General features: G+C 55.1%; 27 protein-coding genes, 1 pseudogene and 1 other annotated feature. Of the genes and pseudogenes, 16 read left to right on the forward strand and 12 right to left on the reverse strand.

The features are described from left to right. The first annotated feature begins 1 nt into the window (after window position 1). The 7 genes from IGS16_RS17080 (at window position 2) to IGS16_RS17110 (ending at window position 9524) form a co-directional block, all read left to right on the forward strand. Window positions 2-1081 (forward strand): HAMP domain-containing protein, encoded by a 1080-nt coding sequence (locus IGS16_RS17080; RefSeq protein WP_297087450.1) that lies wholly within the window; start codon window positions 2-4, stop codon window positions 1079-1081. Between the two features lie 210 nt (window positions 1082-1291). Next, window positions 1292-2614, forward strand: a complete 1323-nt coding sequence (locus tag IGS16_RS17085) for a hypothetical protein (RefSeq protein ID WP_297087452.1) — start codon at window positions 1292-1294, stop codon at window positions 2612-2614. Between the two features lie 223 nt (window positions 2615-2837). Beyond that, window positions 2838-3932, forward strand: coding sequence for an arginine 2,3-aminomutase (gene blsG, locus IGS16_RS17090; RefSeq protein ID WP_297087454.1), 1095 nt, complete (start codon window positions 2838-2840; stop codon window positions 3930-3932). A 175-nt stretch (window positions 3933-4107) separates the two neighbouring features. Beyond that, a complete protein-coding gene (locus IGS16_RS17095; RefSeq protein ID WP_297087456.1) occupies window positions 4108-4869 on the forward strand; it encodes a MinD/ParA family protein in 762 nt (253 codons plus the stop codon). Between the two features lie 57 nt (window positions 4870-4926). After that, entirely contained in the window at window positions 4927-5637 is a 711-nt protein-coding gene (locus tag IGS16_RS17100; RefSeq protein WP_367185809.1) for a diacylglycerol/polyprenol kinase family protein, read from the forward strand. 246 nt (window positions 5638-5883) lie between these two features. Then, the gene (locus IGS16_RS17105) at window positions 5884-7203 is read left to right on the forward strand and encodes a valine--pyruvate transaminase (protein ID WP_297087458.1); all 1320 of its coding nucleotides are present in this window, start codon (window positions 5884-5886) and stop codon (window positions 7201-7203) included. Window positions 7204-8102: 899 nt separating this feature from the next. Then, on the forward strand, window positions 8103-9524 hold the full coding sequence (locus IGS16_RS17110; RefSeq protein ID WP_367185815.1) for a DNA phosphorothioation system restriction enzyme: 1422 nt from the start codon (window positions 8103-8105) through the stop codon (window positions 9522-9524). A gap of 294 nt (window positions 9525-9818) precedes the next feature. Here the strand turns inward: IGS16_RS17110 and IGS16_RS17115 are convergent, their stop codons facing one another. Further along, window positions 9819-10121: a hypothetical protein gene (locus IGS16_RS17115; protein WP_367185816.1), complete on the reverse strand. Its 303-nt coding sequence runs from the start codon at window positions 10119-10121 to the stop codon at window positions 9819-9821. Window positions 10122-10312: 191 nt separating this feature from the next. Here IGS16_RS17115 and IGS16_RS17120 point away from each other — a divergent pair, with 191 nt between their 5' ends. From IGS16_RS17120 to IGS16_RS17145, 6 genes are all read left to right on the forward strand, one after another. After that, window positions 10313-10510, forward strand: a complete 198-nt coding sequence (locus IGS16_RS17120; protein WP_297087464.1) for a hypothetical protein — start codon at window positions 10313-10315, stop codon at window positions 10508-10510. Continuing rightward, entirely contained in the window at window positions 10507-12585 is a 2079-nt protein-coding gene (locus IGS16_RS17125; RefSeq protein WP_297087466.1) for an AAA family ATPase, read from the forward strand. Before IGS16_RS17120 ends, IGS16_RS17125 begins: the two co-directional genes overlap by 4 nt. A gap of 42 nt (window positions 12586-12627) precedes the next feature. After that, window positions 12628-13317 carry a Uma2 family endonuclease gene (locus IGS16_RS17130; protein ID WP_297087468.1) on the forward strand — a complete coding sequence of 230 codons (690 nt, stop codon included), beginning with the start codon at window positions 12628-12630 and terminating at the stop codon, window positions 13315-13317. 210 nt (window positions 13318-13527) lie between these two features. After that, a complete protein-coding gene (locus IGS16_RS17135) occupies window positions 13528-13983 on the forward strand; it encodes a DNA phosphorothioation-associated protein 4 (RefSeq protein WP_297087470.1) in 456 nt (151 codons plus the stop codon). A 47-nt stretch (window positions 13984-14030) separates the two neighbouring features. Then, complete coding sequence (locus IGS16_RS17140) at window positions 14031-14576, forward strand: hypothetical protein (protein WP_297087472.1); 546 nt, start codon at window positions 14031-14033, stop codon at window positions 14574-14576. After that, the gene (locus IGS16_RS17145) at window positions 14573-15514 is read left to right on the forward strand and encodes an HNH endonuclease (RefSeq protein ID WP_297087474.1); all 942 of its coding nucleotides are present in this window, start codon (window positions 14573-14575) and stop codon (window positions 15512-15514) included. Before IGS16_RS17140 ends, IGS16_RS17145 begins: the two co-directional genes overlap by 4 nt. Here IGS16_RS17145 and IGS16_RS17150 read toward each other — a convergent pair. Continuing rightward, window positions 15511-15741: a helix-turn-helix transcriptional regulator gene (locus IGS16_RS17150; RefSeq protein WP_058882655.1), complete on the reverse strand. Its 231-nt coding sequence runs from the start codon at window positions 15739-15741 to the stop codon at window positions 15511-15513. The two genes, IGS16_RS17145 and IGS16_RS17150, sit on opposite strands and share 4 nt — an antisense overlap. A gap of 91 nt (window positions 15742-15832) precedes the next feature. Between IGS16_RS17150 and IGS16_RS17155 the strand changes: the two genes are divergently transcribed. The 3 genes and pseudogenes from IGS16_RS17155 (at window position 15833) to dndE (ending at window position 16882) form a co-directional block, all read left to right on the forward strand. After that, window positions 15833-16093 (forward strand): hypothetical protein, encoded by a 261-nt coding sequence (locus IGS16_RS17155; RefSeq protein WP_297087477.1) that lies wholly within the window; start codon window positions 15833-15835, stop codon window positions 16091-16093. Continuing rightward, window positions 16080-16463, forward strand: a pseudogene (locus IGS16_RS17160) (DNA sulfur modification protein DndD); the annotation flags it as partial. The gene IGS16_RS17155 and the pseudogene IGS16_RS17160, both read left to right, overlap by 14 nt. 20 nt (window positions 16464-16483) lie before the next feature. Next, window positions 16484-16882, forward strand: a complete 399-nt coding sequence (gene dndE, locus IGS16_RS17165; protein ID WP_297087480.1) for a DNA sulfur modification protein DndE — start codon at window positions 16484-16486, stop codon at window positions 16880-16882. Between the two features lie 86 nt (window positions 16883-16968). On the opposite strand, the gene IGS16_RS17170 is transcribed toward dndE, so the two are convergent. The 10 genes from IGS16_RS17170 to recO form a co-directional block, all read right to left on the reverse strand. After that, entirely contained in the window at window positions 16969-18165 is a 1197-nt protein-coding gene (locus tag IGS16_RS17170; protein WP_297087482.1) for a phosphoadenosine phosphosulfate reductase family protein, read from the reverse strand. A gap of 203 nt (window positions 18166-18368) precedes the next feature. Further along, window positions 18369-18767 (reverse strand): 50S ribosomal protein L7/L12, encoded by a 399-nt coding sequence (gene rplL, locus IGS16_RS17175; RefSeq protein WP_068508824.1) that lies wholly within the window; start codon window positions 18765-18767, stop codon window positions 18369-18371. 74 nt (window positions 18768-18841) lie between these two features. Beyond that, window positions 18842-19375 (reverse strand): 50S ribosomal protein L10, encoded by a 534-nt coding sequence (gene rplJ / locus IGS16_RS17180; protein ID WP_068508823.1) that lies wholly within the window; start codon window positions 19373-19375, stop codon window positions 18842-18844. Between the two features lie 66 nt (window positions 19376-19441). Continuing rightward, window positions 19442-19598, reverse strand: a sequence feature (ribosomal protein L10 leader region). Between the two features lie 85 nt (window positions 19599-19683). Beyond that, window positions 19684-20400, reverse strand: a complete 717-nt coding sequence (rplA, locus tag IGS16_RS17185) for a 50S ribosomal protein L1 (RefSeq protein WP_297087485.1) — start codon at window positions 20398-20400, stop codon at window positions 19684-19686. Window positions 20401-20502: 102 nt separating this feature from the next. Beyond that, window positions 20503-20928 carry a 50S ribosomal protein L11 gene (gene rplK, locus IGS16_RS17190; protein ID WP_172353831.1) on the reverse strand — a complete coding sequence of 142 codons (426 nt, stop codon included), beginning with the start codon at window positions 20926-20928 and terminating at the stop codon, window positions 20503-20505. A 7-nt stretch (window positions 20929-20935) separates the two neighbouring features. Continuing rightward, complete coding sequence (gene nusG, locus IGS16_RS17195) at window positions 20936-21589, reverse strand: transcription termination/antitermination protein NusG (RefSeq protein WP_068508818.1); 654 nt, start codon at window positions 21587-21589, stop codon at window positions 20936-20938. Between the two features lie 14 nt (window positions 21590-21603). Then, the gene (gene secE / locus IGS16_RS17200) at window positions 21604-21798 is read right to left on the reverse strand and encodes a preprotein translocase subunit SecE (protein ID WP_068516086.1); all 195 of its coding nucleotides are present in this window, start codon (window positions 21796-21798) and stop codon (window positions 21604-21606) included. 374 nt (window positions 21799-22172) lie between these two features. Beyond that, window positions 22173-23375, reverse strand: coding sequence for a glycosyltransferase family 4 protein (locus tag IGS16_RS17205; protein ID WP_297087488.1), 1203 nt, complete (start codon window positions 23373-23375; stop codon window positions 22173-22175). A gap of 58 nt (window positions 23376-23433) precedes the next feature. After that, on the reverse strand, window positions 23434-25149 hold the full coding sequence (locus tag IGS16_RS17210; RefSeq protein ID WP_297087490.1) for an MFS transporter: 1716 nt from the start codon (window positions 25147-25149) through the stop codon (window positions 23434-23436). Further along, entirely contained in the window at window positions 25136-26263 is a 1128-nt protein-coding gene (gene recO, locus IGS16_RS17215; RefSeq protein WP_297087491.1) for a DNA repair protein RecO, read from the reverse strand. Before recO ends, IGS16_RS17210 begins: the two co-directional genes overlap by 14 nt. Between the last annotated feature and the right edge of the window lie 18 nt (window positions 26264-26281).

The following is a 26281-nucleotide window of genomic DNA, read 5'->3' on the forward strand; positions in this document are numbered from 1 at the left end:
CGTGCAAAAGGTTGCCATGAGCCAGATCACCTCCTCTGCATCTGCTGCCAAACTGGCGGAGAAACAGCGCTTTTGGAGCCTCCGCTGGAAACTGCTCACGGGCTTTACGCTGGTGTTCAGCACGGTTTTTGCGGTGGTGTATTGGTGGTTCTACAACTTTTCCACCGAAAAGGCGATCGCCCGCCTCAAGCAGGATCTGGAAAGTACCGCCATCGGCACTGCCCACGACATCGACGCAGAGGAACTGCTGGCACTGTATAAAACGGGCGAACGCAACGCAGAGGGCTTTTCAGACGATCCGCGCTATCTGCACCAGTTGGAATGGTTTGAAACCGCGCACCGCATTTCGCCCAATGTTTACGCCTACAGCTTCATCCTGGGGAAGCCGAGCGAAAACCGCCGCATCGGCAAACCGGCCACGACAGGCGATGAACTGGAGGTGATATACCTGGTGGATTCCCTCTGGCGATTTTTGCCAGAACGGGCGCTGCCGTTTTTGGAACCCGATAAGCCCTCGTCCTATTCGCTGCGGGCCTTTCAGGCGGGCGAAACGGTCAACCGCGACCTCTACACTGACCAGTGGGGAAGCTGGATTTCCGCCTACACCCCCATCCGCGACAAGAGCGGAAAAATCGTCGCTGTGCTGGGAGCCGACATCGAAGCCGATCACGTATTCGAGGTGCAGCAACAATTGCGCGATCGCCTTTTGCTGTCGTTTTTGGCAACCTACGGCACGCTGTTTAGCCTGGTCTACCTGCTGTCGGGCATTTTGTCTCGCCCGCTGAAGGAACTGTCCGCCGCCGCCGAGCGCATCGGGGAAGGCGACTATAGCCAGGATCTCACTGCGCTGAGCAAAAGCGAGGTGCAGGACGAAATTTCTACCCTTGCTCGCGTGTTTCAACTCATGGTGGATAAGGTGCGCCAACGAGAAGAATCCCTCAAACAGCAGGTCGCCAGCCTCAAAATCGAAATCGATCAGGTAAAACGTCAAAAGCAGGTGCAGGAAATCGTAGAAACCGATTTCTTTCAGGATTTGGTCGTGAAGGCGCGGAAGCTGCGAAATCGGCCAATGGAAGAATAAATTTGAGGTGAGTTCAGAACTTACCACCTTGGGGACTCTCAGCCTGTTCCCCCCGTAGTCTCCCTTCACAAGGGGGGAGCCGAACTGCTCCGGAGGTCTCCCGATTTCAAGTAAAGCGGCGCATCTGCGGGGGAATTTAGGAAATCGAACTGCGTCAGCCTGTTGTTATATGACCGGTCTGTGTCATCATTCACCTGCTCAATTCCAATCATGCTCGCATCTACCACTCCCTTAGTCATTCTGGGCAATACGCTAGAGGCAAACGGCTATCTGCTCTATCGAGAGCCAGATCTGGCGAAGCGGGAGGCGCTGATTCGGGGGTTTCGCGTGGCCAATGAGCGATCGCTCTTGTGGCTGGGCGATCGCAAGCTGGTGATCACCGAAGCGCCCGTTGCTCATGTGGACTATTTGCAAGATCGGCTGGGCTATTCGCAGCTTCAGCACGCCTGCCCGGAGCATCCCTCAGATTCCATCTGTGCCGATATTTTGCGAGAGCCTGCGCTGCTCCAGCGGATCGTAGATTTTGCAGACGATGCGGGCGCACTGCAACTCATTCCCTACGCCACTACGCCTGCGGTTCACAAGCTGGCGGATCTGCTGCGACAGGCGCACGGGCTGACGGTGTACTTGCCGGAAAGTCCTGCCCCCGATCGGCTGTGGCTGCGGGAGTATGTGCAGACAAAGCTAGGCTTTCGGATGCTGGTGGGGCAGTGGATGGGGAATTGGCTGCCGGAGGGCTATGTGGCGCGGAGTGTGGAAGAAGCAGGGGCGATCGCCCACACGTTTCTTCAGCGCGGTCAGGGCTGCATCGTCAAGGCCAATACGGGCTTTTTGGGCATTGGGCATACGGTGTTTCGCCCGGAAGCCGCTCTCGAACTAGCGGAAATTTGCGCCACCCTCCAGCAGAACCCTTACTACGCCGGAGATCTGCTGATTGTAGAAGCGCTCATTCCCAGCGCTCAGGGGCTTTCGCCTTCGGCGGAGGTGGTTGTGCCTGCTAACCCGTCGGAACCGCCCTACCTAATTGCCATTTGCGCTCAGCAGGTATTGCCGTCGGGGGCCTATGCCGGAGAAATGGTCAGCCCGGACTGGAGCAACGCGCCCTGGTATGCCGACCTGAGCGCGGCCGCCCTAGAAATTGCTCAAAAACTTCGAGCGATGGGCTACATTGGGCACTTCGATCTCGATGGAATTGTGGATGATGCGGGAACCCTATACCTGTTGGAGGTAAATGCCCGCCGCACTGGAGGAACGCATGTGTATGAATTGGCCCAGTTTTTGCTGGGAGAGCGGCGGGCGCAAACGGCGACGCTGCTCAGTTGCACCAGTGCGCCCTGTCCTGCGGTGAGCCACTGGGCTGACCTGGAAAGGGCGATCGCCGATCTGCTGTTTCCACAACCGTCGGGCTGGGGCGTGGTGATTACCAACAGCGCCGCCCTCGACCAACATCAGGTGGGCTATGTGGTTCTGGCGGCGAGTCAGACCGACGCGCTGAAACTCCAGCAAACGCTCCTGGCTCGGTTAGCCGTCTGAGCTAGCAGCAAGATATCAGGGCAGCAAGATAGAGACCCCTTAAAGGGCGAATGTCGATTCTCGATTTTGGATTTGCGATTTTGGATGGGTAGTTGAGCCTGGTGGGGGCTTTCAACAATTTTAGTCGTAGCGCCACTTCAGAGAATTGACATAAGAAAGGCGCGCAAATCTCCGGGATTAAAGTTTTTTCGTAAATTCGGGCTGAAATCAGGGAAATTCATCCATGCCGAAAACACAGGACTTGGTTTGGTCAGACTGGCGATCGCAGCTTCAGCACCGCATCCAGACCCTCGAAGACTTGCAGCAGTGGGTCAACGTTACACCCAACGAGGCGGAGGCGATCCGGGCTTCGGCGGGGAAATATCGCTGGAGCATCACGCCCTACTATGCCTCACTGATGGATCGCAACGATCCCAACTGTCCGATTCGCCTCCAGTCGGTTCCCGCGCTGCAAGAGTTTCAGTCTTTTCCTGGGGCAGAACCCGATCCGGTCGGCGACACGATTTATCGCAAAACCAACCGCGTCGTTCACAAATATCCCGACCGCATTGTGCTGCTGGTGACGGGGGTCTGCGCGGTGTATTGTCGCCACTGCACCCGCAAGTTTCACACGACCGACCTAGAAGGCACCTATTTTGAAACCAGCGAAGCCGCCTCCTGGGAGCAGGATTTTGACTATATCGCTAGCCATCCCGAAATTCGCGATGTGCTGCTGACGGGCGGTGACCCGCTGACCTATTCGGACGAAAAGCTGGAGCTGATTATTTCCCGATTGCGGAAGATTCCCCACGTAGAGATTATTCGGATTGGCAGCCGCTATCCGGTGCTGCTGCCGATGCGGATTACGCCAGCGTTTTGCGCCATGCTGGAGAAATATCACCCCATCTGGCTAAATACGCATTTCAACCATCCCAAGGAGATCACGCCGGAAGCGGCTGAAGCGTGCGATCGCCTCCTGCGGCATGGCATCCCAGTACAAAACCAGAGCGTGTTGCTGAAGGGCATCAACGATGACCTAGAGACCATGCGATCGCTCCTGCACGGGCTACTCAAAATCCGTGTCCGCCCTTACTATCTCTATCATTGCGACAACGTGACGGGCGTGTCGCACTTCGCCACCAGTGTGGAAAAAGGGCGAGAAATCATGCGAGGATTAATGGGTCACACCACCGGGTTTGCCGTGCCCCAATATATCGTCACCACGAAACTGGGCAAAATTCCCCTGTGGGAAACCCAGGTTCATCGTGACGAGCAGGGCTACTGGCTGGAAAATTATCAGGGTGAAACCCTCCGCCTTGCCAAAGCAGACGGATACTAGCAGCATCCAGGATTGAGCGATTGCCTGTATTGCTCTTTACTGCATCAAAACTGCATCGAATCGAGCGGTCTGTATTGATCTGTATCGACTGCCAGTACCCGCCATTTCCGATCTATCATTTCCGGGTCTACCATTTCCTACCCGCCCCGCCGACGCATTTTCTTCGAGGTTTTTCATGTCCAAAGTGGTTTCCGTTCACTCCTACCGAGGCGGCACCGGAAAGTCCAACACGACCGCAAATCTGGCCACTATGATTGCGCGGCAGGGCTATCGCGTGGGCATTGTAGATACCGATATTCAGTCCCCCGGAATCCACGTCCTGTTTGGCTTTGGCGAAGACGACATGGAGCGATCGCTCAACGATTATCTCTGGGGACGACGCTCGATTTCCGATGTGGCCTACGATGTGACTTCGGTGCTGGAGGGCAAAGGGGGCGATCGCAGTAAGGTGTATCTCGTTCCCTCCAGCGTCAAAGCAGGAGAAATCGCCCGCGTGCTGCGCGAGGGCTACGACGTGGGGCTGCTGAATGAGGGCTTTCGGGAACTGATCGAAACCCTCAAGCTCGACTATCTGTTTATCGACACGCACCCCGGACTAAACGAGGAAACGCTGCTGTCGATTACGATTTCCGATGTGCTGGTGCTGATTCTGCGTCCCGACCAGCAGGACTATCAGGGGACAGCGGTGACGGTGGATGTGGCCCGCAAGCTAGAAGTGCCCAAGCTGCTGATCGTCGTGAACAAGGCTCCGCAAGTGCTGGATTTCAACCAACTCAAGCAGCGCATTGAGGAAACCTACGATGCGCCTGTGGCAGGCATTTTGCCCCATTCGGACGACATGATGGTGCTGGCCAGCACGGGTATTTTTACAATGAAGTATCCCAACAACCCGCTGACGAACGTGGTGGAGGCGATCGCCCATCAGGTCATGGCCTAGTTGCCGCGTGGCTCGCCGGATGGATACTCCACCAGATATTCCACCAAAGGATAACCCTTGCTGAGTGCCCTCCCCTGGTATGCATCTGCTCCGCCGCTGTGGCTGCAACTGGCGGCGGCGGCGCTGTGGGTGGCGGGAATTACGCTGCTGGCAGAAGGGCTAAATCGGTTTCAGCTAGTCGAGCCGGAAACCGTCCGCAAAATCGTCCACATCGGCACCGGTAACGTGATTCTGATTGCCTGGTGGCTCAAGATTCCGCCCTGGGTGGGGCTGAGCTTTTCGGTGTTGTTTAGCCTGGTGGCGCTGGTGTCCTATCGGTTCCCGATTCTGCCTGGGATCAACAGCGTCGGGCGCAAGAGCCTAGGCACTTTTTTCTATGCCGTCAGCATCGGCGTGCTGATTGCCCTGTTCTGGCAGGTGCGTCCGCACTATGCTGCGCTGGGCATTTTAATCATGGCGTGGGGCGACGGGCTGGCGGCGCTGGTGGGCCAGTCCTTGGGGCAACGCCGCTACAAAATTGGCGACATCGAAAAAAGCTGGGAAGGGACGCTGACGATGGCGCTGGCGAGTTTTGTAGTCGGTGGGCTGGTGCTGGGAATTTCTCAGGGAACCTCGGCGCTGTGGGGCGTGGCGGCCCTGGTGGCGATCGCCGCGACGGTTCTCGAAACTTTCTCAAAATGGGGCATTGATAACCTCACTGTGCCCATCGGCAGCGCCCTGCTGGCCTCCGCTTTGGTGGAACAAGTTGGGCTGGGCGGTTTGGGTTAGAAACAGGGGCGATCGCCCTCCTATCTTTCAAGTTTGCCCGCCGCCCAGAACAATTCCATCCAAAAATCGCCCCAACTGTCGGATTGACAGAAGCCCTTTTGTCGCGCACATTACATAAATCTGGACATAAATCTGGAGTCGAGAATCAGGCGCGAGGAATCAGTTGCACCTTGCCTCTCTCTACATCCCGTCGATCCCTTTCCAACTCAGCGTTTCGGAGCCATCTTCCTCATCCCATACCCGCCTATGCTTCCATCTCTCACTCAGTTTGGCGAACAGATGTCCCACCTGACCGGGGTGCGGGCGATTATGAAAGACATTATCGAAACGCTGCGAACTGCCCAGGGACGCGAGTTTATTAACCTGAGTGCGGGCAATCCGGTGATTTTGCCAGAGGTGGAACAGCTTTGGCGCGACTGTACGATGGAACTGCTGGACAGCCCTGAATATGGCGAAGTGGTGTGTCGCTATGGCTCCAGCCAGGGCTATCAGCCGCTCATTGATGCGGTAGTGGCAGACTATAACCAGCGATATGGTCTGAATTTGGGCGATCGCAATATTCTTATCACCCCTGGTAGCCAGTCGCTCTACTTTTTGGCAGCAAACGCGCTAGGCGGCTATACCACCGACGGACGGCTGAAGCAGATCGTGCTGCCCCTTAGCCCGGACTATACAGGCTATGGCGGTGTGACGCTGATTCCCGAAGCGCTGCGGGCCTATTGCCCCCGTTTAGAGATCGATGCCACTGCCCATCGCTTCAAGTATCGCCCCAACTTTGACCAGCTTGAAATCAACGCAACCACGGGCTTTGTGCTGTTTTCGCGGCCCTGCAACCCCACGGGCAACGTGCTGACAGATGACGAGGTGCGGAAAATCGCGGCAATGGCGGAACCCTACGATGTGCCTGTGTTTGTCGATTCGGCCTATGCGCCGCCGTTCCCGTGTTTGAATTTCACCGAGATGACCCCGATTTTTGGCCCGAATATTGTTCATTGCACCAGCCTCTCAAAAGCAGGATTGCCTGGTGAGCGCGTGGGCATTGCCATTGGCGACGAGCGGGTGATTCAACACTTAGAGGCATTTCTCACCAATCTCTGCCTGCATTCGCCCCGCTATGGACAGGCGATCGCCGCCCGCGCCATTCGCTCTGGTCGGCTGGCAGCGATTTCTGAACAGGTCATCCGTCCCCACTATCAGCAGAAATTTGCCGCCCTAGAGGCTACGCTAGACAAGGCCATGCCCACAAACCTGCCCTGGTTCTTGCATCGGGGCGAAGGGGCGATCTTTGCTTGGCTCTGGCTCAAGGATTTGCCAATGAGCGATTGGGAGTTTTATCAGCATCTCAAGCAGGCAGGAGTTATCGTCGTCCCTAGTAGCCCGTTTTTCCCCGGTTTGCAAGAGGACTGGACGCACACGCAGGAATGCTTCCGGATTAGCCTCACTGCTTCCGAGTCGGAACTGGTTGAAGCGATGCGCCGACTCGCGCAAGTCGCCGATCGGGTCTATGCTCGATCGAGCATCAGCCAAACAGAACTGGCAGCCCGTTATGTCAATTTTTCCAAGTAGATAAAGATAGATAGAGTAAATAGAGCAATGAATTAAGATTGCTGAAAGCCTCCTAGATGCTTGACTGGCAACCCAAAATCGCAAACAGGTTACGAGCAGCTTGAACAGTGGCGAAAGTTGGTCACGAGTGCGTTTCTCATGGTTGGTCTATTTGCTGATCAACATACCTCACTGGCTGCAAAAACGCTGTATCCACAATTGGTATGGGCCTCAAAGACCTCTCATTGCGAAATCAGTATCGCAGCGATCGCCACAACCTGCTGGCAGACTTCTACATTCCCTGTTTGGAGCGAGCGATCGCCTATGATCGTGCCGTCGGTTTCTTCTCCAGCACGTCTCTGGTGCTGGCGGCTCAGGGGCTAGCCGCGCTTGTGAAAACGGGCGGGAAAATGCGCCTGATTGCGTCCCCATGTTTATCAGATGAAGACATTCGGGCGATCGAACAGGGGCTAAAACAGCGGCAGGACGCGGTTACAGAGGCGCTGTTGCGAGAGCTGGATCAAGAGTTTGAAGAGGTCGTTCAGGATCGTCTCGCTTGCTTGGCCTGGCTGCTGAGGAATGAAGTTTTAGAAATCAAATTGGCAGTTCCTTGCAACATCCGGCGACGAGGAATTTATCACGAGAAGCTGGGCATTTTTAGTGATGCGTCGGGCCACCAGATCGTCTTCACGGGATCTGCCAATGAAAGCGCCAATGCCCTTAGCGACAATTTTGAATGCATCGATGTCTTCCGTTCGTGGCAGGTTGGCGATGCGGAGCGCATTGCAGAAAAAACGGAGGATTTTCAGCGGCTATGGGACAACGAAACGCCCAACCTAGAGGTGCTCGCTTTTCCAGAAGCGGCGCGGCGATCGCTCCTCCAACGCTGCCCATCCGAAGCGCCAACGCGAGAACCAAAGGTGGCATCGTCGAGCGGCAGCTATGAGTTTGAGAGCATCCATCGCCCCCAGCAGCCAGCGGGCATCCCCACCCTGCCCTTCTGGCTGACGCTGCGCCCCTACCAGCAGCAGGCGATCGCCAACTGGTTTGCCAACAACGGTCGGGGCACCTTGAAGATGGCGACGGGCAGCGGCAAAACCATTACGGCGCTGGCGATCGCCGCAAAACTCTATCAAGCGATTCAACTGCAAGCGCTGATTATCATTTGCCCCTATCGGCATCTGGTGCAGCAGTGGGCGCGGGAATGCCGCAAGTTTGGCATCACCGACCCCCTCCTGGTGTTCGAGAGCCGGCATCAGTGGCAGGGTTGCTTATCTAATCAGCTTTATAACGTTAAGGCTGGTCATCAACCCTTTCTGACCGTGATCACGACCAACGCTACACTGATCACCGATGGTTTTCAGTCACAACTGCCTTACTTTCCCAAGAGAACCCTGATCGTGGGCGATGAAGCCCATAATCTAGGAGCCAGACGGTTGGCCGCCAGCCTGCCGAGCAACATCGGGCTGCGGTTGGCACTGTCGGCCACCCCAGAACGCTACTTCGACGAGCAGGGAACAGAAGCGCTGCTGGACTATTTTGGCCCGGTGCTGGAGCCAGAATTTACCCTGAAAGATGCGATCGCCCAGGGGGCGCTGGTTCACTACTTGTATTACCCGATTTTGGTTGAGCTGACGGAATCAGAAACAGAACGCTATTCGGAATTGACCACGCGGATTGGGCGAGCGATGGCGATGGGGGAAGACCCGGATGAAAACGAGGGACTGGCGGCACTGCTCAACCAGCGGGCGCGACTGGTGGGGGCAGCAGCGAATAAGTTAGAGGCGCTGCGGGAGGTCATGCGATCGCGCCTAGACACCAGCCATACCCTGATTTACTGCGGCGACGGGTCGGTCGAAGACGACACCAGCGCCGAAAGCCAGCGACAGCTAGAAGCCGTGACCCGCCTGCTGGGGCGCGACCTGGGCTATCGGGTCAACACCTACACTGCTGAAACCACGTTAGACGAGCGCGAAGACCTGCGGCACCAGTTTGAAACTGGAGAACTGCAAGGGCTGGTGGCAATTCGCTGCCTAGATGAAGGGGTAGACATTCCGGCGATCGAAACGGCAGTGATCTTAGCCAGCAGCGGCAACCCCCGGCAGTTTATCCAGCGGCGGGGGCGAGTGCTGCGACCCCATCCGGGCAAACGCCGCGCTACCATTTTCGACATGATTGTGTTGCCGCCCGATTTGGGGCGGGAAACCTTAGAAGTAGAGCGAAATTTACTCAGAAAAGAACTGACCCGCTTTGTGGAATTTGCCGACCTGGCGGATAACGCGGGCGAAGCACGGAGCCAACTGCTCGACTTGCAGCAGCGCTATGGACTGCTGGACTTGTAAGCCCCAGCCCTGTAGGACGCTATTAGGCGTAGCCGCAATCCACCACTCCGTAAGCCTTTGATGCGTTACGCTGACGCTAGCACATTCTACAAATCACAATGTCTATCTACTTATCGATGCAGTTGCTGGATGATAGATAACCTTGAACGCCCGCTAGTAACCTCTATGCTATCCCTGCCAATGTTCTGATCCCACCAATGCAGGGTTGGGTTGCTAGCACGACACAACAACTACTCAGATTCCAGTAAAAAATCCAAAATAAGATTCGTATCAACTAAAACTCTCATTAAGAAATTATTGAGAATACTTTTCGACCAGTCGCTCTTTCAACAGGGCTTTGACTTCAGCATCTGTAGGAGCAGGCTTGTCTGTTTTCAATAATCCACGCATTTGGTCAATTAAAGCCGTTCGTTCTGCCCGTAAACGCCCCCGCATAGAACTACTAGGAATATCAGTAGATGGTTGCGCGGCTGTCTCTGTTTGGCTGACCTGCTTGTTAAGCTCCTGCTGAAGTGACTGAATAATGAGATTGACCAGCGTCAACCGATCGCTTAGCGACAATTTGAAGGCTTGTTCTTTAGCGTCCTGGAGTGACATAAGGGAATAATGATGAACACCAGTGTCTAAAATCTTAGTCAATTCTAGTCGTCATTGCTTCCCAAGGGTTCCTGGATCTAGAGTCCAACGGATAAGCTGACTATACGGCTACTTTCGATAGACAAATTCGATGGACAAACCATAGACAAGATAGCCCAATCACCGCAACTCACTCGAACCTCCGACGAACCATGACCTCAGAACAGCCGGATCAGTCCTCAGCCCCCTCTTCTGCTCACTCTGTGATGGAGCCGATTGAGTCTGCTCCGCCGGAGGTCAAGCGCTTGATCACGCGAGTGCTGAGAGCAGAGAACGACAAGCTGCATCTCAAGAATCCAATGGGTATTAACGATGACATTTTGCAGATTGTCAAAGAGGAGGTGCAATGAGGCTGCTGTCGATTCAGTTGCACAATTTCCGCCAGTTTTATGGCACTACACCAGAGCTACGACTGTCTGCCAGTGGCGATCGCAAGGTAACGGTGATTCATGGCAACAATGGGGCAGGAAAAACCTCCCTGCTCAATGCCTTTACTTGGGCGCTGTATGAAAAGACGACGGCGGCCTTTGCCTCGCCGGATCAGTTGGTGAATAAGCGGGCGCTGGCAGAGGCAGCAGTTAATGAACCCGTCGAATGCTGGGTGGAATTGGCCTGTGAGCATGGCGCTACCCAATATCGCATCCGTCGTTCCTGCCGTGCCTATCGGACTGACACTGGGGAGATTGTGCCGACTAGGAGCGACTTATCGCTGAAATATGCTGGGGAAGATGGGCGCTGGCGAATTTCTGAGCAGCACCTAGATGACGTAATTGGGCGCATTCTGCCCGTGAGTTTGCATCAATACTTCTTCTTTGATGGAGAGCGGATTGAGCAAATCGTGCGCTCGAATAAGAAAACGGAGATTGCCGAGGCCACCAAGGCCCTGTTGGGGGTGGAGGTGTTGACCCGCGCCATTCGCCATTTGGGAGAGGCCCGCAAAACCCTAGAAAAAGAACTGGAACGGTTTGGCGACCCGGAGACCCAAACGCTGGTGCAGCAAAAGCAAACGCTGGAGGAAGAGCGGGAGCAAATCGCAGCGCGGCAGGGCGAGATTGAGTCAGAAATTGAGCAGTTCAAACGTCAGCGGCAGGCAGTGGCAAACGCACTACGCGAGTCGGAGGCGGTGCGGGCAGAGCAAAAGCGGCGCGATGACCTAGAAAGCCAGAAGCAGTCGGTGCGAGATGCCCTGGAGCAATGTCGAGTGCGGCTGAAATCGACCCTTTCGACGCGGGGCTATACGGTGCTGCTGCCGGGGGCGATCGCCCAGTTTCGGGCGCTAGAGCAAGGCCTGCGCCAGCGCGGCGAATTGCCTGCTGATATCAAGCAGCAGTTTGTGCAAGATCTGCTCGATCGCCAGCGCTGCATCTGTGGCACCGTGCTAGAGGCTGGCAGCGACCATCACCATCAGGTGAAAGCATATCTAGAGCGGGCGGGGCTGGCAGACGTGGAGGAGACGGTGATCCGCATGGGGGCGCAGATGGAGGCGATCGCCCGCCAGATTCCAGTCTTTTGGCAAACCGTAGACGAGGAGCAGCGCAAGATCGGTGAGCTGCGCCAGACCCTATCCCGCATCGAGACGGAGCTAGACACCATCCACGAGCAACTCCGCAATAGCCCCCTCGAAGATATCCGCAACCTGGAAAAGCGCCATGAAGACATTGACGCGAAAATTCAGGCGTTGAACCGGGAGCAGGGCGAAAACGACCAGCGCGTGAAAGACCTGAGCCAGCAGATTGAGGATCTGCGGCGACAGATCGAAAAACACCAGGCGACGGAAGCGCGACAGACCCAGACGCAGCGCCGGATTACCGCCACCGAAGAGGCGATCGCCCGTCTCAAGCAAGTGCAGACGAATGTGGATCGGGTGTTTCGCAGCGACCTAGAACGACGGGTGCGGGAGATTTTTCAGCGGATCGTGGTTGCGCCCTATGTGCCGCGCCTGACGGAGAAGTATGAGCTGCATCTAGTCGAAAGCACCACCGGGCAAGAGCGGCTGGTGCCGGCCTCGACCGGAGAAAACCAGGTCTTGAGTCTGTCGTTTATCGGCGCCATTATCGACCGGGTGCGCGACTGGAGCCGCCGCGATCAGCAAAACCGATACCTAATGCCGCCGGATGCAGGCAACTACCCGATGGTGATGGATTCGCCCTTTGGCAGCCTAGACGAAACCTATCGGCGGCAGGTGGGGCGATCGCTCCCCACACTGGCTAATCAACTGGTGGTGCTGGTGAGCAAGACCCAGTGGCGCGGCGAGGTGGCAGAAGAAATGGGGCCCCACTTGGGACGGCAGTATGTGCTGGTCTATCACTCGCCCAAGGCGGATGTGGAGCCAGATGCGATCGCCCTCAACGGCAAGTCCTACAACCTAGTGCGTCGCAGCCCCAACGAGTTTGAGTACACTGAGATCATCGCAGTCGAAGGGTAGACTGGCATGGGTCAACGTCGCCCCGCAAAGGAGCCTTAGCCAATGGTGAATACCTTACCCGCACCGCAAAACCTGGTCACCGATGCGTGGGTCAAAGCGAGTTGGGAGACGTTTCTGGCGCTGGGCGATCGCCCTGAACTAGAACAAGCCCGGTTCTATTACGACGCTGACTCGATGAGGATTGAGACGATGCCGATTGGATCTGGGCATAGTCAGGATAATACAATTCTTGCCCAAACCGTCAGTCTCTACAGCACGGTCAAAAATATTCGCCTCAAAGGCTTTACCAATGGCAGTTTTCGCAAACCAGGCGTGCGCGAGTGTCAGCCTGACCTGGCGTATTACATTGGGGCAGCGTTCCGCATTCCACCCAAGTCTTCTCAGCCCATTGATGTTAACGAGTTTGGCGCGCCGCAGTTGGTGATCGAAGTGGCCTCTACAACCCTCAGCGATGACCTCGGACGCAAGCGCCTGCTCTACGAGCGGCTGGGGGTGCAGGAATACTGGGTGGTGGATGTGGAGCAGGGTGAGGTGATCGCCTTTGCAGTGGCGGATGGGGGCAGTCGGCAAATCCGCGAGTCAGAGGTGCTGCCGGGACTGGCGATCGCCCTTGTGGAAGAAGCCCTCCAGCGCAGCCAGACGGAAGAAGACGGCGAGATTAACCGCTGGCTACTCCAGGTGTTTTATAGCCAACCGCAAAATGCAGGACAAGAGCGTGAAGGACAAGACTGATGGCTGACGTACAAGAGGGGCGGATGGGGTGGGGGCGGCTAAACTACACCCGGAGGCAAGGTTGACCATGACGACCACACCCACGACCCCAACCCCTCAACCACAGCAAAAACTCACCGTCGCAGACTATTTGGCGCTAGACGATGCCTTGTGTAAACTCCCCACCAAACCTGGGAACCCTAAAACCAATCGACTTCCTGACTCACCAGTATGGCGCTTGCTAGGATTCAAATTGCAGCAGATAAGGCCGAGTTCGTTAGATCGCTTCACGCCAAAGAAGGAGATGAAGGCGTGTTTCTCACCTACGGAGATATCTTATCTTTCGCAGCCGCGCTAGGATTTCATTACAAAAAAAGAGTTCCCTTTGAAAAAGCATCTCGGAAAGATCCTGATCCCGTCCTTCAGGAGCAGATCAGAGATAAATCGATAATCGGACTGCTTGCTTTTGCCGAAACTCAAAACGCTCGAATTTTATCTCAGGATGAAGAAAGCGATCAACAAAAAGCCAGAATTTTTCAGGAATATGCAAATGGTGGGCTTGAAATTCTTCAAGAGCAACTTCGTGGCAGCTTAAACTACGGAGAGCAGATACTCTTATTTTTAGAATCCTTGAGAGAAACCAAAGATTCAGATTTTGAAGAATTTGATTTAACAAAGTTTTTGTAGAAACAAGAATTATAAAATTATAAACTTATCGAGATGTAAACAGTCCTTTGAAGATTGAAGCACTTGACTACTATGCCAAGAAGTTTCAGCGATTGAGAGTCGATCGCGCTCATGGAGTTGCACCCCACAAACCTATTTTGCTGCTGTCAGTGATCGAGCATATCCAGCGTGGAACTATTGAAAATAATCAGATTTACCTAAAGGCTGAGTTAACTGAAACATTTTTAAAGTATTGGAGCTACCTGGGATCACTGAACCATCGCCCAGATATTTCTCGACCATTCTTTCACATGAGAAGTGGTAAGTTCTGGCATTTTTGGGCAAACTCTGGTTACGAGCATCTCATTTCATCAGGTGTGAAGCTTAAGACCTTTGCCGAAGTGAAACGTGCAATCAGATATGCCTATCTTGACGAGGATCTATTTGAATTTTTATGTCAGCCAGATATCAGGAGCAGCCTAACCGCAGTTTTGATCTCTCGATGGTTTCCAGGTCAGCACGCATTGATTGAAGAGATTTCACAAACAGATCGATTCAGAGAACCTCCTGCCTACATTCCCGAAGACTTTTCAAATTTCTACAGCCCTCAATGAGTAAGCCATTTAGCGATTACGTCAAAAAAATTGCCAAGCTCCGGAGAGATAAGGATGCTCCACACAAGCCAATCCTGTTAATCGCTGTACTTGAGTTGATTGATCGTGGACAAATTCAGCATAATCAGATCTATTTGTCTCCAGAGTTGGTGGCAGCATTTCTTAAATATTGGGGAAGCTTGGTAAAGAATCCCAAATATCACTCCGATATTTCTCTCCCTTTCTTTCATCTAAAAGGAGACAACTTCTGGCATCTAATGGCGAATCCTGGATTTGAAGCAACTATTGCTAGGAAGGTAAAAATTAGAGGTTTGACTGCTCTGAGAGAGGTTGTCAAATATGCTTATTTAGATAAGGAATTATTTGAATACCTTCAAGAACCAGCCAATCGACTAAGATTTAGTGAAGTATTGATTCAGACTTACTTTCCAAAAGAGGCTCAGCAATTTGAGGGCATTCAAGGAAGAGACGAGTTGGAAGATATTCAGCTTCGACTCTTTGAGAAAGGTGGCGCAGTCTATGATACTTCAGATTTGAAAGATGAAGAGAGAGCCTATGTTAGGGATACTGCCTTCCGGCGAAATGTAGTCCGTCTCTATCAACATCAATGTGCCTTATGTCGATTGAAAATCGTCAGCTCTAACAATCAAACTATTGTGGATGGAGCACACATTAAACCGTTTGCCGAGTTTCGAGATGACAGGTTTGATAATGGTCTATCGCTTTGTAAGAACCATCATTGGGCCTTCGATCGCGGCTGGTTTAGCATTGATGATAATTATCGGGTGATTGTTTGTTCAGACCGATTTGAAGAAGAATCACCCCCAGGATTGCGATCGCTCAAAGACTTCCATCAAGAGCCAATCTTGCTCCCAGAGCAACATCAGCCCAGAGTCGAAGCGCTGCAATGGCATCGCTCTTTTTGGAAAGTTTCCTAGTCTACCTCATCCATCAGATACAGCTTCGCGAATGCCTTTGCTGCTTCTGGATTGAGTGTTTTCAGTGCCCGCACAATTTCAATTACGGTTTCTGCGGTTGGATCGCGCTTCTCATTGACCCATCGGTAAATGTTGTTGCGCTCCACATTCATTTCAACCGACAGGCTGTATTGGCTAATGTTGTAAGTTTCTAGCACCTGCTTAAGTGCTTGTCCAGCTTTTCCCATGCGCCCATACTGTCAGAGAACAGTAACGCATCAAACAACCCAATGGTTGACTGTCATCCAAAAGGTCGTCTATGATTACTAAAACGTCCTAATGGTTGACATTATGAGCTTTATCGACAGCAATGCTTCCAACCCTCCCCATCAGCCGCCTGCTGACTCGACCGACCACTCAGCCGACGACGAACCTGTCAGAATCACCCTCACAGGCTCCCGCCGCGCCGTCAAACGCGCCATCAACGACCTGCACCAACTCAAATATGTGCGGGGGAGCGAGTGGAGCCGCCTAATTGCGCTTCAAAACTCTAAAGAAGTGATTGCAGTCGCCATTCGGCGGTTTTTTGGCCATAGATAAAGCCGACACCTTTCGGCTCGCACTCTTCGACACCAGCGGAGACCCCCTGCCCAAGCATCGTCTCTCCGCCGGAGAAAAGCAGCTTTTGGCGATCGCCCTCCTTTGGGGTCTGGCCCGTGCCAGTCGTCGTCCCTTGCCCGTCGCCATCGATACACCCCTCGGTCGCCTCGATGCAGCCCACCGCCAAAACCTCGTCGAGCGCTACTTTCCTCAGGCCAGCCACCAAGTCATCTTGCTGTCCACCGACACCGAAATTCGTCAGGAAGAAGCCACCGCTCTTCGCCAGCAAGGGGCGATCGCCCGCGAATACCTGCTACACTACGACCCTGCCACCCAGCAAACCACAGTAGAATCAAGTTACTTCTGGTAGGTTAGCTCCGCTTCACCCTGATGGAACCACCTGTCGATCGCATCAAGCTTTCCCAAGCCGCCAAAGACCAACTCATCAAGCTGAAGCGCATCACCAAAATCGACCAGTGGAACATTCTCTGCCGCTGGGCCCTGTGCTATTCGCTGGCCGAACCGTCGCCCCCCTCCCCCGTGCCCATCCCTGCTGATAGTAACGTGGAAATGTCGTGGCAGACCTTTGGCGGCGACATGGCTGATCTGCTGCTCCTGGCGCTCAAGCAGCGCTGCCACACCGATCGCCTGCCCACCGATCAGGAAACCCTCGCCACCCAGTTGCGTCTACACTTGCACCGGGGCATCGGCTACCTGGCTGGTGACCCCTCCATCAAAGCGATTGATCCCTTGACTGAGAAAGCCGTTGCAGCAGTGCCTCAGGCGTAAAGACCTGCATTCTATCGGTAGGAAAGTCCTGGGGGGTGCGCGTCACGATCGCGCTCAGTGGATGGGCGATCGCCGCCTCATTTGTTCTAAAGCCGATCAAACAGGAGGGGCTGAATACTGCCGTCGGGCAAGATTTCCGGTAGCCACTCATCGCCGTGGGGTTCTGTGCCGTCCCACTTGTCAGGGTATGTGCCCGCCGCGATCAGTTCTTCAATCCGTGCCAGTTCTTCATCGTTGATGAGGCTAATGGGCGATCGCCCCAGTCGTTCTGCGACCTGGTTCACCTCGGCCTGAATGCCAAGCACCTGCGTTAGCATCCAGCGCCGCGCCTCTAGCGTCAGTGGCCCCAGCCGATTTTGCTTGGCTGCCAGCGTTCCGTCTTTGTTCACCTCGCCGTGTTTGCGGTGGCGATATTGCGGCTTTTTGATTTCCCAATACAGGGGGCGGAGCCGTTGCAGGGGTGCAAGATAGGCCCATTCCGGCTGGGCCACCACGCGGTCAAGGGCAGCGTCTTTTTGCACCAACGGGCAGCCAATACAGCCCGTGCGAGCGTTTATGGGTTCCTCGCCGTCGCTCACGTCCTGGCCATACACCTTGGCGATCTCAAAGGTGGGAAATCCCAACTCAACATCCGCTTTCACCAACCAGTCCCAAACGTGGCAGACGCGCCAGTGGACGATGGGGGCCAGCATATCGGCGATCGCCTCTGACGTACTTTGCTGAAACCAGCCCTGTCCGCACTCGCCACCATCCTTCGTGCAGCTAATGGCAATCCGCTGGTCACGGGCGGCACTCTCCCCAATCCGCACCCCCGTCAGCATGAGGAACTTTTCGCCCCGCTCCTGTCGCAGGGCTTCTAGCTCCTGCTCCATGCTCATGACCTTAAGCTTGGGCGTACACCAGCGAAACGTGTTGGATGGCGGCGGCACGCCCCGACCCAGCATGTAGACGAAATAGCGGTAGTCCAGATCGGGCAAAACGACGCGAGTGTGAAACCCTCGCCGCTCCAGTTCCTTGAGGGTGCCCATCGCCGCCCGGTGCAGCGGCGGTAGCTCTTGGCGAGTGTCGGCATACAGGACGATTAAGCTCTCAGGTTTGGGAATTTGCCCTGTTTCGATTAGGTGGGCAACCAGGGTGACGGTTGCGGAGGAATCTTTGCCACCAGAGAAGGCGATCGCCCAGTGCTTGTAAAGGGAACCGTAATGACACAGCGACTCTGCCGATAGTTCAATACTCTTCGGCAGCGTCATCCGCTCTTCTTCAAATAGACTCAGGGTTTTCATCAATCGCGCTTTCGGTGTCCTCTGGCTCTTAACAATAGCAAAAAGTAACAATAGCAAAAAAGAAGAGGTCGCCTCCAATCTGAGACAACCCCCTCTTACGAAGCACTCCCTACGGGTAAAGGAAGCGTTAGGATAACCAGGAGCCTGGCAAGCCCTGAATGGGATGGTTTTTAGTCCTAAACCCAATTCCTAACGCCTGAAACCTACTTGATAGCGACCTTGCCACCCGCTTCTTCCAGCTTCTTCTTGGCTTCTTCGGCGGCTTCCTTGGGCACCCCTTCGCGTACAGCCTTGGGCGTGGATTCCACTACTTCCTTGGCTTCCTTCAGACCCAGACCCGTCAGTTCGCGGACGATCTTCAGCACGGCGATCTTCTTGTCGGCGGGCACTTCTTCGAGAATCACGTCGAATTCGGTCTTTTCTTCGACTTCCTCAGCCGCAGCCGCACCGCCACCTGCGCCTGGAGCCATCATCATCATGCCGCCAACAGGAGCCGCAGCCGTCACGCCGAAGGCTTCTTCGATTTGCTTTACCAGTTCAGCCGCTTCCAGCAGGGTCAGCGACTTGAGCTTTTCCAAAATTTCATCGGTTGCAGTAGACATAGTTTTCCTCTACGAGTTGAGTTTTCAAAACACGAAACGATAGCGCGATCGCCCCCACCGGGCTACACACCTTTCTAGGCAGCGTCTTTGTCCTTGTCGGCGATCGCCTGCGTCACGCGAGCCAGCGAAGACGGCACTTCCTTGATGCCCACGGCCACCTTGGTCGCCACCGCGTTGATTGCGCCTGCGATTTGGCCCATCAGTTGTTCCTTCGACGGCAGATCGCCGATAGCCTTCACGTCGTCTTCGGTCAGGGCACGCCCTTCCATTACGCCGCCACGCAGCACGGTCTTTTTGGAGACCTTCTGGAACTCCTGATAGGCCTTGATCGCGCCACCTACGTCCTCTTTGATTAGCAAAAAGGCCGAAGACTCTTTGCACAGAGCCGTCATCGGTTCCCAAGTTTCGTCGCCCTGCACGGCAATCCGCATGAGCGTGTTCTTGGTTACTTTGCACTCTGTTCCCGAAGGACGCAGCCGCCGCCGCAAATCGGTAATTTCGGCAACGGTTAGCCCCTTGTAGTCAATCACTACGGCCATTTGAGACTGGCTCAAACTCTCTTTGAGTTCTGCCACAATCTCTTTTTTGTCCTCTAGTGTTCTACCCATCTCTGTCTCACCTCCTTAGCGTTGGGTGTGAATCACCAAACTTGGTTGCGCTGAATCCTGAACATGAAATAAAAAGAAAAAGCCCCGGCGATCGCCAGGGCAAGTCCAGACAGAGTTAGAGACTCCACCATTTGGCGAGTTCTAACCCAACATCAACACTTGACCTCGGCAGGATGATTAAGCCATTTGCCCCTGCTGTCTCTGGCCATCAGGATTCAGTTGTAAAACGGTCAATTTTGAGTCTGCGTCTACGCTCCTTGGATTGGAACAAACCTAAACAAACGGCTCATTAGATGAAGACTCTGCGCTCAGGCTGCGTCGCCCACCTTCATGTCGCGCAGTGCCGCAATGTCCACCTCAATCGACGGCCCCATTGTAGAAGCGACGTACATCGTCCGCCAGTAGCGACCCTTCGCGCCCGAAGGACGGTTGCGGTCGATGGTTTCTTGCAGCGCCTTCAGGTTGATCAGCAGGTCTTCGGGTGAAAAGCTAGCTTTGCCAAACATCACGTGAACGATGCCTGACTTGTCAGCCCGAAACTCTAGCTTACCTGCCTTAAATTCGTCAATGGCTTGAGCCAGATCAAAAGTCACCGTGCCGCCTTTGGGAGAGGGCATTAGACCGCGAGGCCCAAGCTGGCGACCCAGCTTTGCTACCTGGGGCATCACGTCTGGCGTAGCGATCAGCACGTCAAAATCCATCATGCCTTTCTGGATTTCGTCGATTAGCTCCTCAGAGCCTGCCAGATCTGCGCCCGCATTCGTGGCTTCTGTCACCTTTTCGCCGCGAGCAATGACCGCGACCCGCACAACCTGACCCGTTCCCTTGGGCAGCGCCACCGTGGTTCGGAGCTGCTGATCCGTGTATTTGGGGTCAATCCCTAGGCGGATGTGGGCTTCGGCAGATTCCGGGAACTTCGCCGTGGCGGTTTCCTTGAGCAGGGCCAGTGCCTCTAGCGGTGCGTAGGGGCGATCTTCAACCTTGGCTTGCAGTTCGCGCAAGCGTTTCGATACCTTTTTCACCATTTTGAGAATCTCCTTGGGGTGCTAACGGGCGATCGCCCTCCCCCGAATCATGAACTAGTTCAACCAAGCAAACTCAAACACACAGGCTCAACCCTGCAGATTCTAGTCGGCAATCGTCACGCCCATGTTTCGGGCTGTCCCTTCCACAATCTTCATTGCTGCCTCAACGTCGTTTGCGTTCAGGTCAGGCAGCTTTGTCTGAGCGATTTCCCGCAGTTGAGCGCGAGTAATCGAACCCACCTTCTTCTTGTTTGGCTCACCCGATCCTCGGTCAATCTTAGCTGCCTTGGCAATCAGCTTGGATGCCGGAGGCGTTTTCAGCACAAACGTAAAGCTGCGGTCTTCAAACACCGAAATTTCTACCGGAATCACCATGCCAGCTTGATCAGCCGTTCTGGCATTGTATTCCTTGCAGAACATCATAATATTGACCCCGTGCTGACCCAGCGCAGGCCCAATCGGCGGCGCAGGGTTTGCTTTACCTGCGTCGATTGCCAGCTTAATAATCGCGACTACCTTTTTTGCCATTGCCTCACTAACTCTGCTTTTGAACCTGGTTAAATTCCAACTCGACCGGGGTATCTCGCCCGAAGATTGAGAGCAGTGCCTTGAGCTTGCTGCGCTCTGGGCTGACCTCAATCACTTCGCCTTCAAAATCCTTAAACGGCCCTGACAAGACCATAATCTTGTCTCCAGCGGCCATGTCAATTTTGACAACTGGCTTTTGCTCTTGGGCACGCTTGAAGATCCGTTCGACTTCTGAATGTCCGAGCGGCATTGGCTTGACATGTCCCCGCCCCCGTCCATAGCGGCGCTTTTGCTCAGCGCCAACGAAGTTAATGACGTTGGGCGTGTTTTTCACGACCTGCCATGCTTCGTCGTCCATCACCATGCGGATCAGGACATATCCCGGAAACACTTTTTCTGCGGCCTCCTTGGGCTTGTTGCCCTTTTGCGGCTTTAGGATTGGCGTTTGGGGAATCTCGATTTGGAGAATGCGATCGGCTACATCGAGCGTCTCGATTCGCTGCTCCAAGTTCATCTTGACCCGGTTTTCGCAGCCTGAGGCAACCTGGACGGCATACCAACGGGGCGTTCCACGAGGCGATGACTCATCTTCGTAATGCTCGGGATTGGCGGCTTCTTCCTCAACAGACAGCAGATTGTCTGACTCATCCGATGCAAGCATGATTCAGCACTCCCTTAGAACACCTTTCCGGCAGCCCAGATGAAGAAGTTGTCAAACAGATAAATGATCGTAGCGGAGAGGGTCACCATCAGGATGACGGCAAGCGATTCACTGACCAACTGCTGACGGCTGGGCCAGACGACCTTATCCAATTCTTCTTTGGTTCCTTTGAGGAACTCAGAAACGTTAAACCCTGATTTTTCGGCGATCGCCTTTGAGTCAGCCCCCTTGGCAGGCTTCGTCTCCGTAGACTTGGCGACATCCTGAGCCGTTTCCTCTTTTTTCTCTGCCACGATCACACTCCTTGCCTGAACGGGGAATAGATGGAGAAAAACGCGCATCTCTGGGGCGGACGACCTGCCTATCCGCGTGAAAGTGCTTCACACTAGATTGTAAGGAGAGACAGAACAAACAAGAGCGCAGAGGCACTCTTATATTTTCTTATCTCTACTTAGACAATCTGTGGCACACCAGCCGCAGCAGCAACCACCCCAGGCCCAAATTGCGCTTTCCCATCATAACACAGATAATTGAAGCTACCCTGACACAAGAAAGCGAGAGGACGCATCAGAAAAGTGGCCGTCTAGTGGCTATACCAGTTTCGCTGAATCGATGGGGGCGATGAGATCAGCTGAGTTCGATGCTGGGCTAGCACCTGTCGATACAGATCTTCGAGTCGGCTGATGTTGCGGCTGAGGGTGTAGCGATCCAGCACCCGCTGGCGGGCTTTTTGCCCCAGCAGCAGCGTCATTTCGGGATGATCCCCAAACAGCGGCAGCAGCGTTTGCAACTGGGATAGCACGCGCTGAGTGCTAAGCACAATGCCCGCGCCGGCCTCCAGCACTTCGCCATCGGCCCCAGCATCTGTTGCCATACAGGCCACTCCGCAGGCCATTGCCTCCAGCAGCGACAGCGACAGACCTTCCACTAGAGAAGGCAGAATGAACACATCGGCTCCCCGCAGAATTTCAATGCGCCGCTGCTCATCGGCAACAAAGCCCAGCCATACAATGCCCAAGTCTTCACCATAAAACGGGCGCAGCGTCGGCGCAAGCGGTCCATTGCCCACGATCGCCAGCTTGCTGCCGGGGGGCATTTCCGACTGTTTCCAGGCCTTGAGCAGCGCTTCTACGTTCTTTTCGGTTGCGATGCGGCCCTGATAGACAAACAGGCGACGGGCATCCAGTTCTGCTTTGATGTTCGACGGGCCGGGTGAATATTTCTCCACGTCTACGCCGTTGGGAATCACCGCCAAACGGTTATCCGGAACTCCCAGCCGCACCAGCAATTCGCGCTGAATTTCAGAGAAAATGATGACCCGGTGGTAGTGGGCCAGAAATGGCGCGTAGAGCTGATACATCAAGTGCTGGGTGCCCGATGTCAGGTTGCGGCGCTTGCGGTCAAAGGGTGGGTGAAATGTGGAGACTAGCGGTAGGTTTAGCTCTTCGCAAATCTCTGGCAGCACGAAATCCAGCGGCGAGAGCGTCAGCGACGCATGAACTAGGTCAGGCTTGAGCCGCTGGAGCGCTTGGGTCAGCACTTTGCTGGACTTGGGCGAGGGAATGGTATAAATCTGTGACTTGTAGAGACAGGGAATAGAGACTTCTTGAAGTTCTTCCTGGATTTCTTCCGGAGGCTCTACCTGAGATTCTGGAGGGAATTCCTCCTGGGCAAAGTGGAGAAAGCTAACCTGATGCCCCCTTTCTAGGAGCGCGTTTGTGACTTCGCGCCCGTAGGTGACATTGCCACAGAAAGGAGATTTTTTGCCAAGCCAAGCAATATGCATTCAACTTATCGAAAGAATAATTGAGAAAAGTTGGGGTATGAATACAAGAATTTAATCATCATTTAATCGTTTGCGATACGGTGGCAGGATCAGAGGTGCTGATGGACTGGGTGAAGACACCTGCGGCGATCGCCACTGCGGCCAGCCCCAGAAACACCACTCGCAGTCCTAGCAGTGTTTCAGCCACGCCCGCCAGCGCCAGCGGCAGACTGAGGGCAATGTTCACCGCATTGTTTTGTAGCCCAAACACTTTGCCCCGCATTTCTTCTGGCGTTTCTTCTTGAATTACCGTTTGCAGCGGAATCGCCACGATCGCCGCGCAAGCGCCAAACAGCACCAGCAGCAGCAGCGTCGGCACCAACTGCTGCGTAAAGAAGGACAGCGCCGCCAAGGCTGCACCCATGCCCAGCGCCCCGTAGAGGCTGAGGCGATGTCTCCGCAGGCGCGTGCCCGAATGCCCCAGAGTCACCGCGCCCAGCGCCATGCCGACCCCACCCGCCGCCAGCAAGAAGCCAAACTGCGATGACTTGATGGCGGGCATCACCTCCGCCAGCCGCACCGCCAGCACTGCCAGTGCCGCAAAGATGGAGAACAGCACAATGAGCTGGATCAGCGCTGCCCGCACTCGCCTTTGCTGTTTGAGATAGCGCAGCCCGTCGCGGATGTTTTCCCAGACGGGGGGTAGGTCGTCTTTGGACTGGTCGATGGTTTCGTGGGGCTGGATCAGCAGCAGCAGCAGTCCTGCTAGGGCGTAGCTTAGACCAACAATGAGTTCCTTGCCGATGTTCAGGGTTAGCCCAAACTGGGACGCAACGTGGGCGATCGCCCCATCGGCCAGCGCCAGCAGCGGTTCCCCCACGGCAAACCCCACGATCACCGAGGCCATCATCGTCGTGGTATAGAGCGAATTGGCAGACAGCAAATGCTTGCGCTCTACCAGCATGGGAATCGCCGCCTGCTCTGCTGGGGCGAAAAATTGCGTCAGCGTGGACACCAGAAACGTTACGCTCAGCAGCACCAAAAAGCCAACCGGAATGCCTGCCAGCGGCGACCAGCCCTGAGAGATCCACAGCAGCGGCGGCAGCACCAGTACCAGTCCGCCCCGCAGCAGGTTCGTCGCAACCAGCACGGCTTTTTTGGACCAATGATCGACAAACACGCCAGCTACCGAGCCAAACAGCACCGCCGGAATGGTGAACGCCACCATCACCGACGACACCCAGCCGCTCACCGTTTGCCCCGCGGACTGAAAGCGGCTGGTGATGAGCATGATCATTAGCACCAGGTAGACCTTATCGGCAAGCTGGGAAAACACCTGCCCGCTCCACAGCGCCAAAAAGTTGCGGTTCCGCAGCACGGGCAAAAAGCCGCGCTCCGATTCTGGCGTGTCGGAGTCCTGAGGGTCGTCTCCTGTAGATTTTCCCGCGTGGATATTGGCAGCGCCTGGGTTGGTAGGTTCGTCGGTCTGGTGGCCGCTGGGTTTTGGGCTGGTTTCTAGCAGAGATGCAGCCGAGGGTTCAGGCACGGCTAAATCGGGGGTGTCCGCCGCCTTGCCATTTTGAGAAGACTTGCCGTTCTCCGGCAACTTGCCGTTTTTCGCTGCGTTCTGGAGGGGTGACGGATCATCCGGTGTGGGGGATTCCCACTGTCCGACCTGGCCTCGATAGCGGTCGGAACTGTGCCGCTCAGCAGGGGTGGGCGGTTGGGGGCGATCGCCTTCTTCATCAGAAGTGATCATCCGCAGGGGAACCAGGTCGGGATCAATCCGTTGCATCTTGCGTAGGAGAACAGGACAGGGGCGAAACAGCCGCGAAGCAGGTCTCGATTAGGGCGGCTGACTGAATCGGACGGTCAAAATGGTACTGGGCGTAATGGCGCAGCAGTCGTTCCACCCGCATCCAGACTTCATGAGGGGGATGACTATCCCACGGAGAAGCGACCACTGGCGACCTATCTGCCTGGAGCCACATTGCAATCAACTCCGAGTCGCCAAGGCGCTGTAAAACTGCAAGCTCGGTGGCTGAGATGGGCGTGCCCAAGCGAGACCCGGCGGTGGATTGGGGCCGGGAGCGGGCAATCGCATATCGTCCTTCCGGTTCTGCCAGCGTAGCAGGGCTTTTTGCTGCGGGAGTCATAGAATCGCTGGATGCCTTGACCTTCTTAATGGGCTTTGGCTTGGATCGAACAGCAGCATTCAGGCTCTCTCTATTCTCAAGCACAGCGGTCGTCGATGCTAGGGCGGGGTCATGCGGATTTTGCGAATCCTGTGGATTTTCAGAGAGAATCTCCCCAGGCTCCATTCGAGACAGCACCTCCCAGCACACCACCCCGCCAGCTGCTGCGTGAAATCCCGCCCGCCATTCACCTCTCGCTTCGGGACTCATCCCACTAGGAGGCGCAATCGGCTGCTGGGTCACGCAACAGTCATGAACCTGCGGTGCAACGCCCGCCAGTTTTAGCAGTTGATAGGTTGCCTGCACTAGGCAGGGCAGCGTAGCGCTGGCGGGCAACTGCTCGATGCGACGGAGGGATTCACTGAGCTGAGTAAACAGCTCATCCTGGGGCTGATTGCTGAGAGCCTGACATAGCGCTAGTTCTGCTAGATATTGCCCCGCAGTGAGTTTTCGCAAATCCTGGCTCAGCCCCGTGAAAGACTCGACCCCCTCTGCCTGAATAATCTTGTCCAGAGTCCGGCCCTTGGCAATCAGCAGTTGATTCACCACAAACAGGCCGCTGCGTCCCCGCAGGCTGGATTCGTGTTTGCGCGATCCGGGAGCTACGACCCGAATCAGCCCATGTTCGCGAGTCAGCACCGTCAAAAGGCGATCGCTCTCGCCCATCGGCATTCCTTTGAGATTGATTCCAACAGTCTTGTAAGTGCCGCTCATGGGGGGAGGGATGGAGTA

The organism is Thermoleptolyngbya sp. C42_A2020_037, assembly GCF_015272455.1.
Taxonomy (GTDB): Bacteria; Cyanobacteriota; Cyanobacteriia; order Elainellales; family Elainellaceae; genus Thermoleptolyngbya.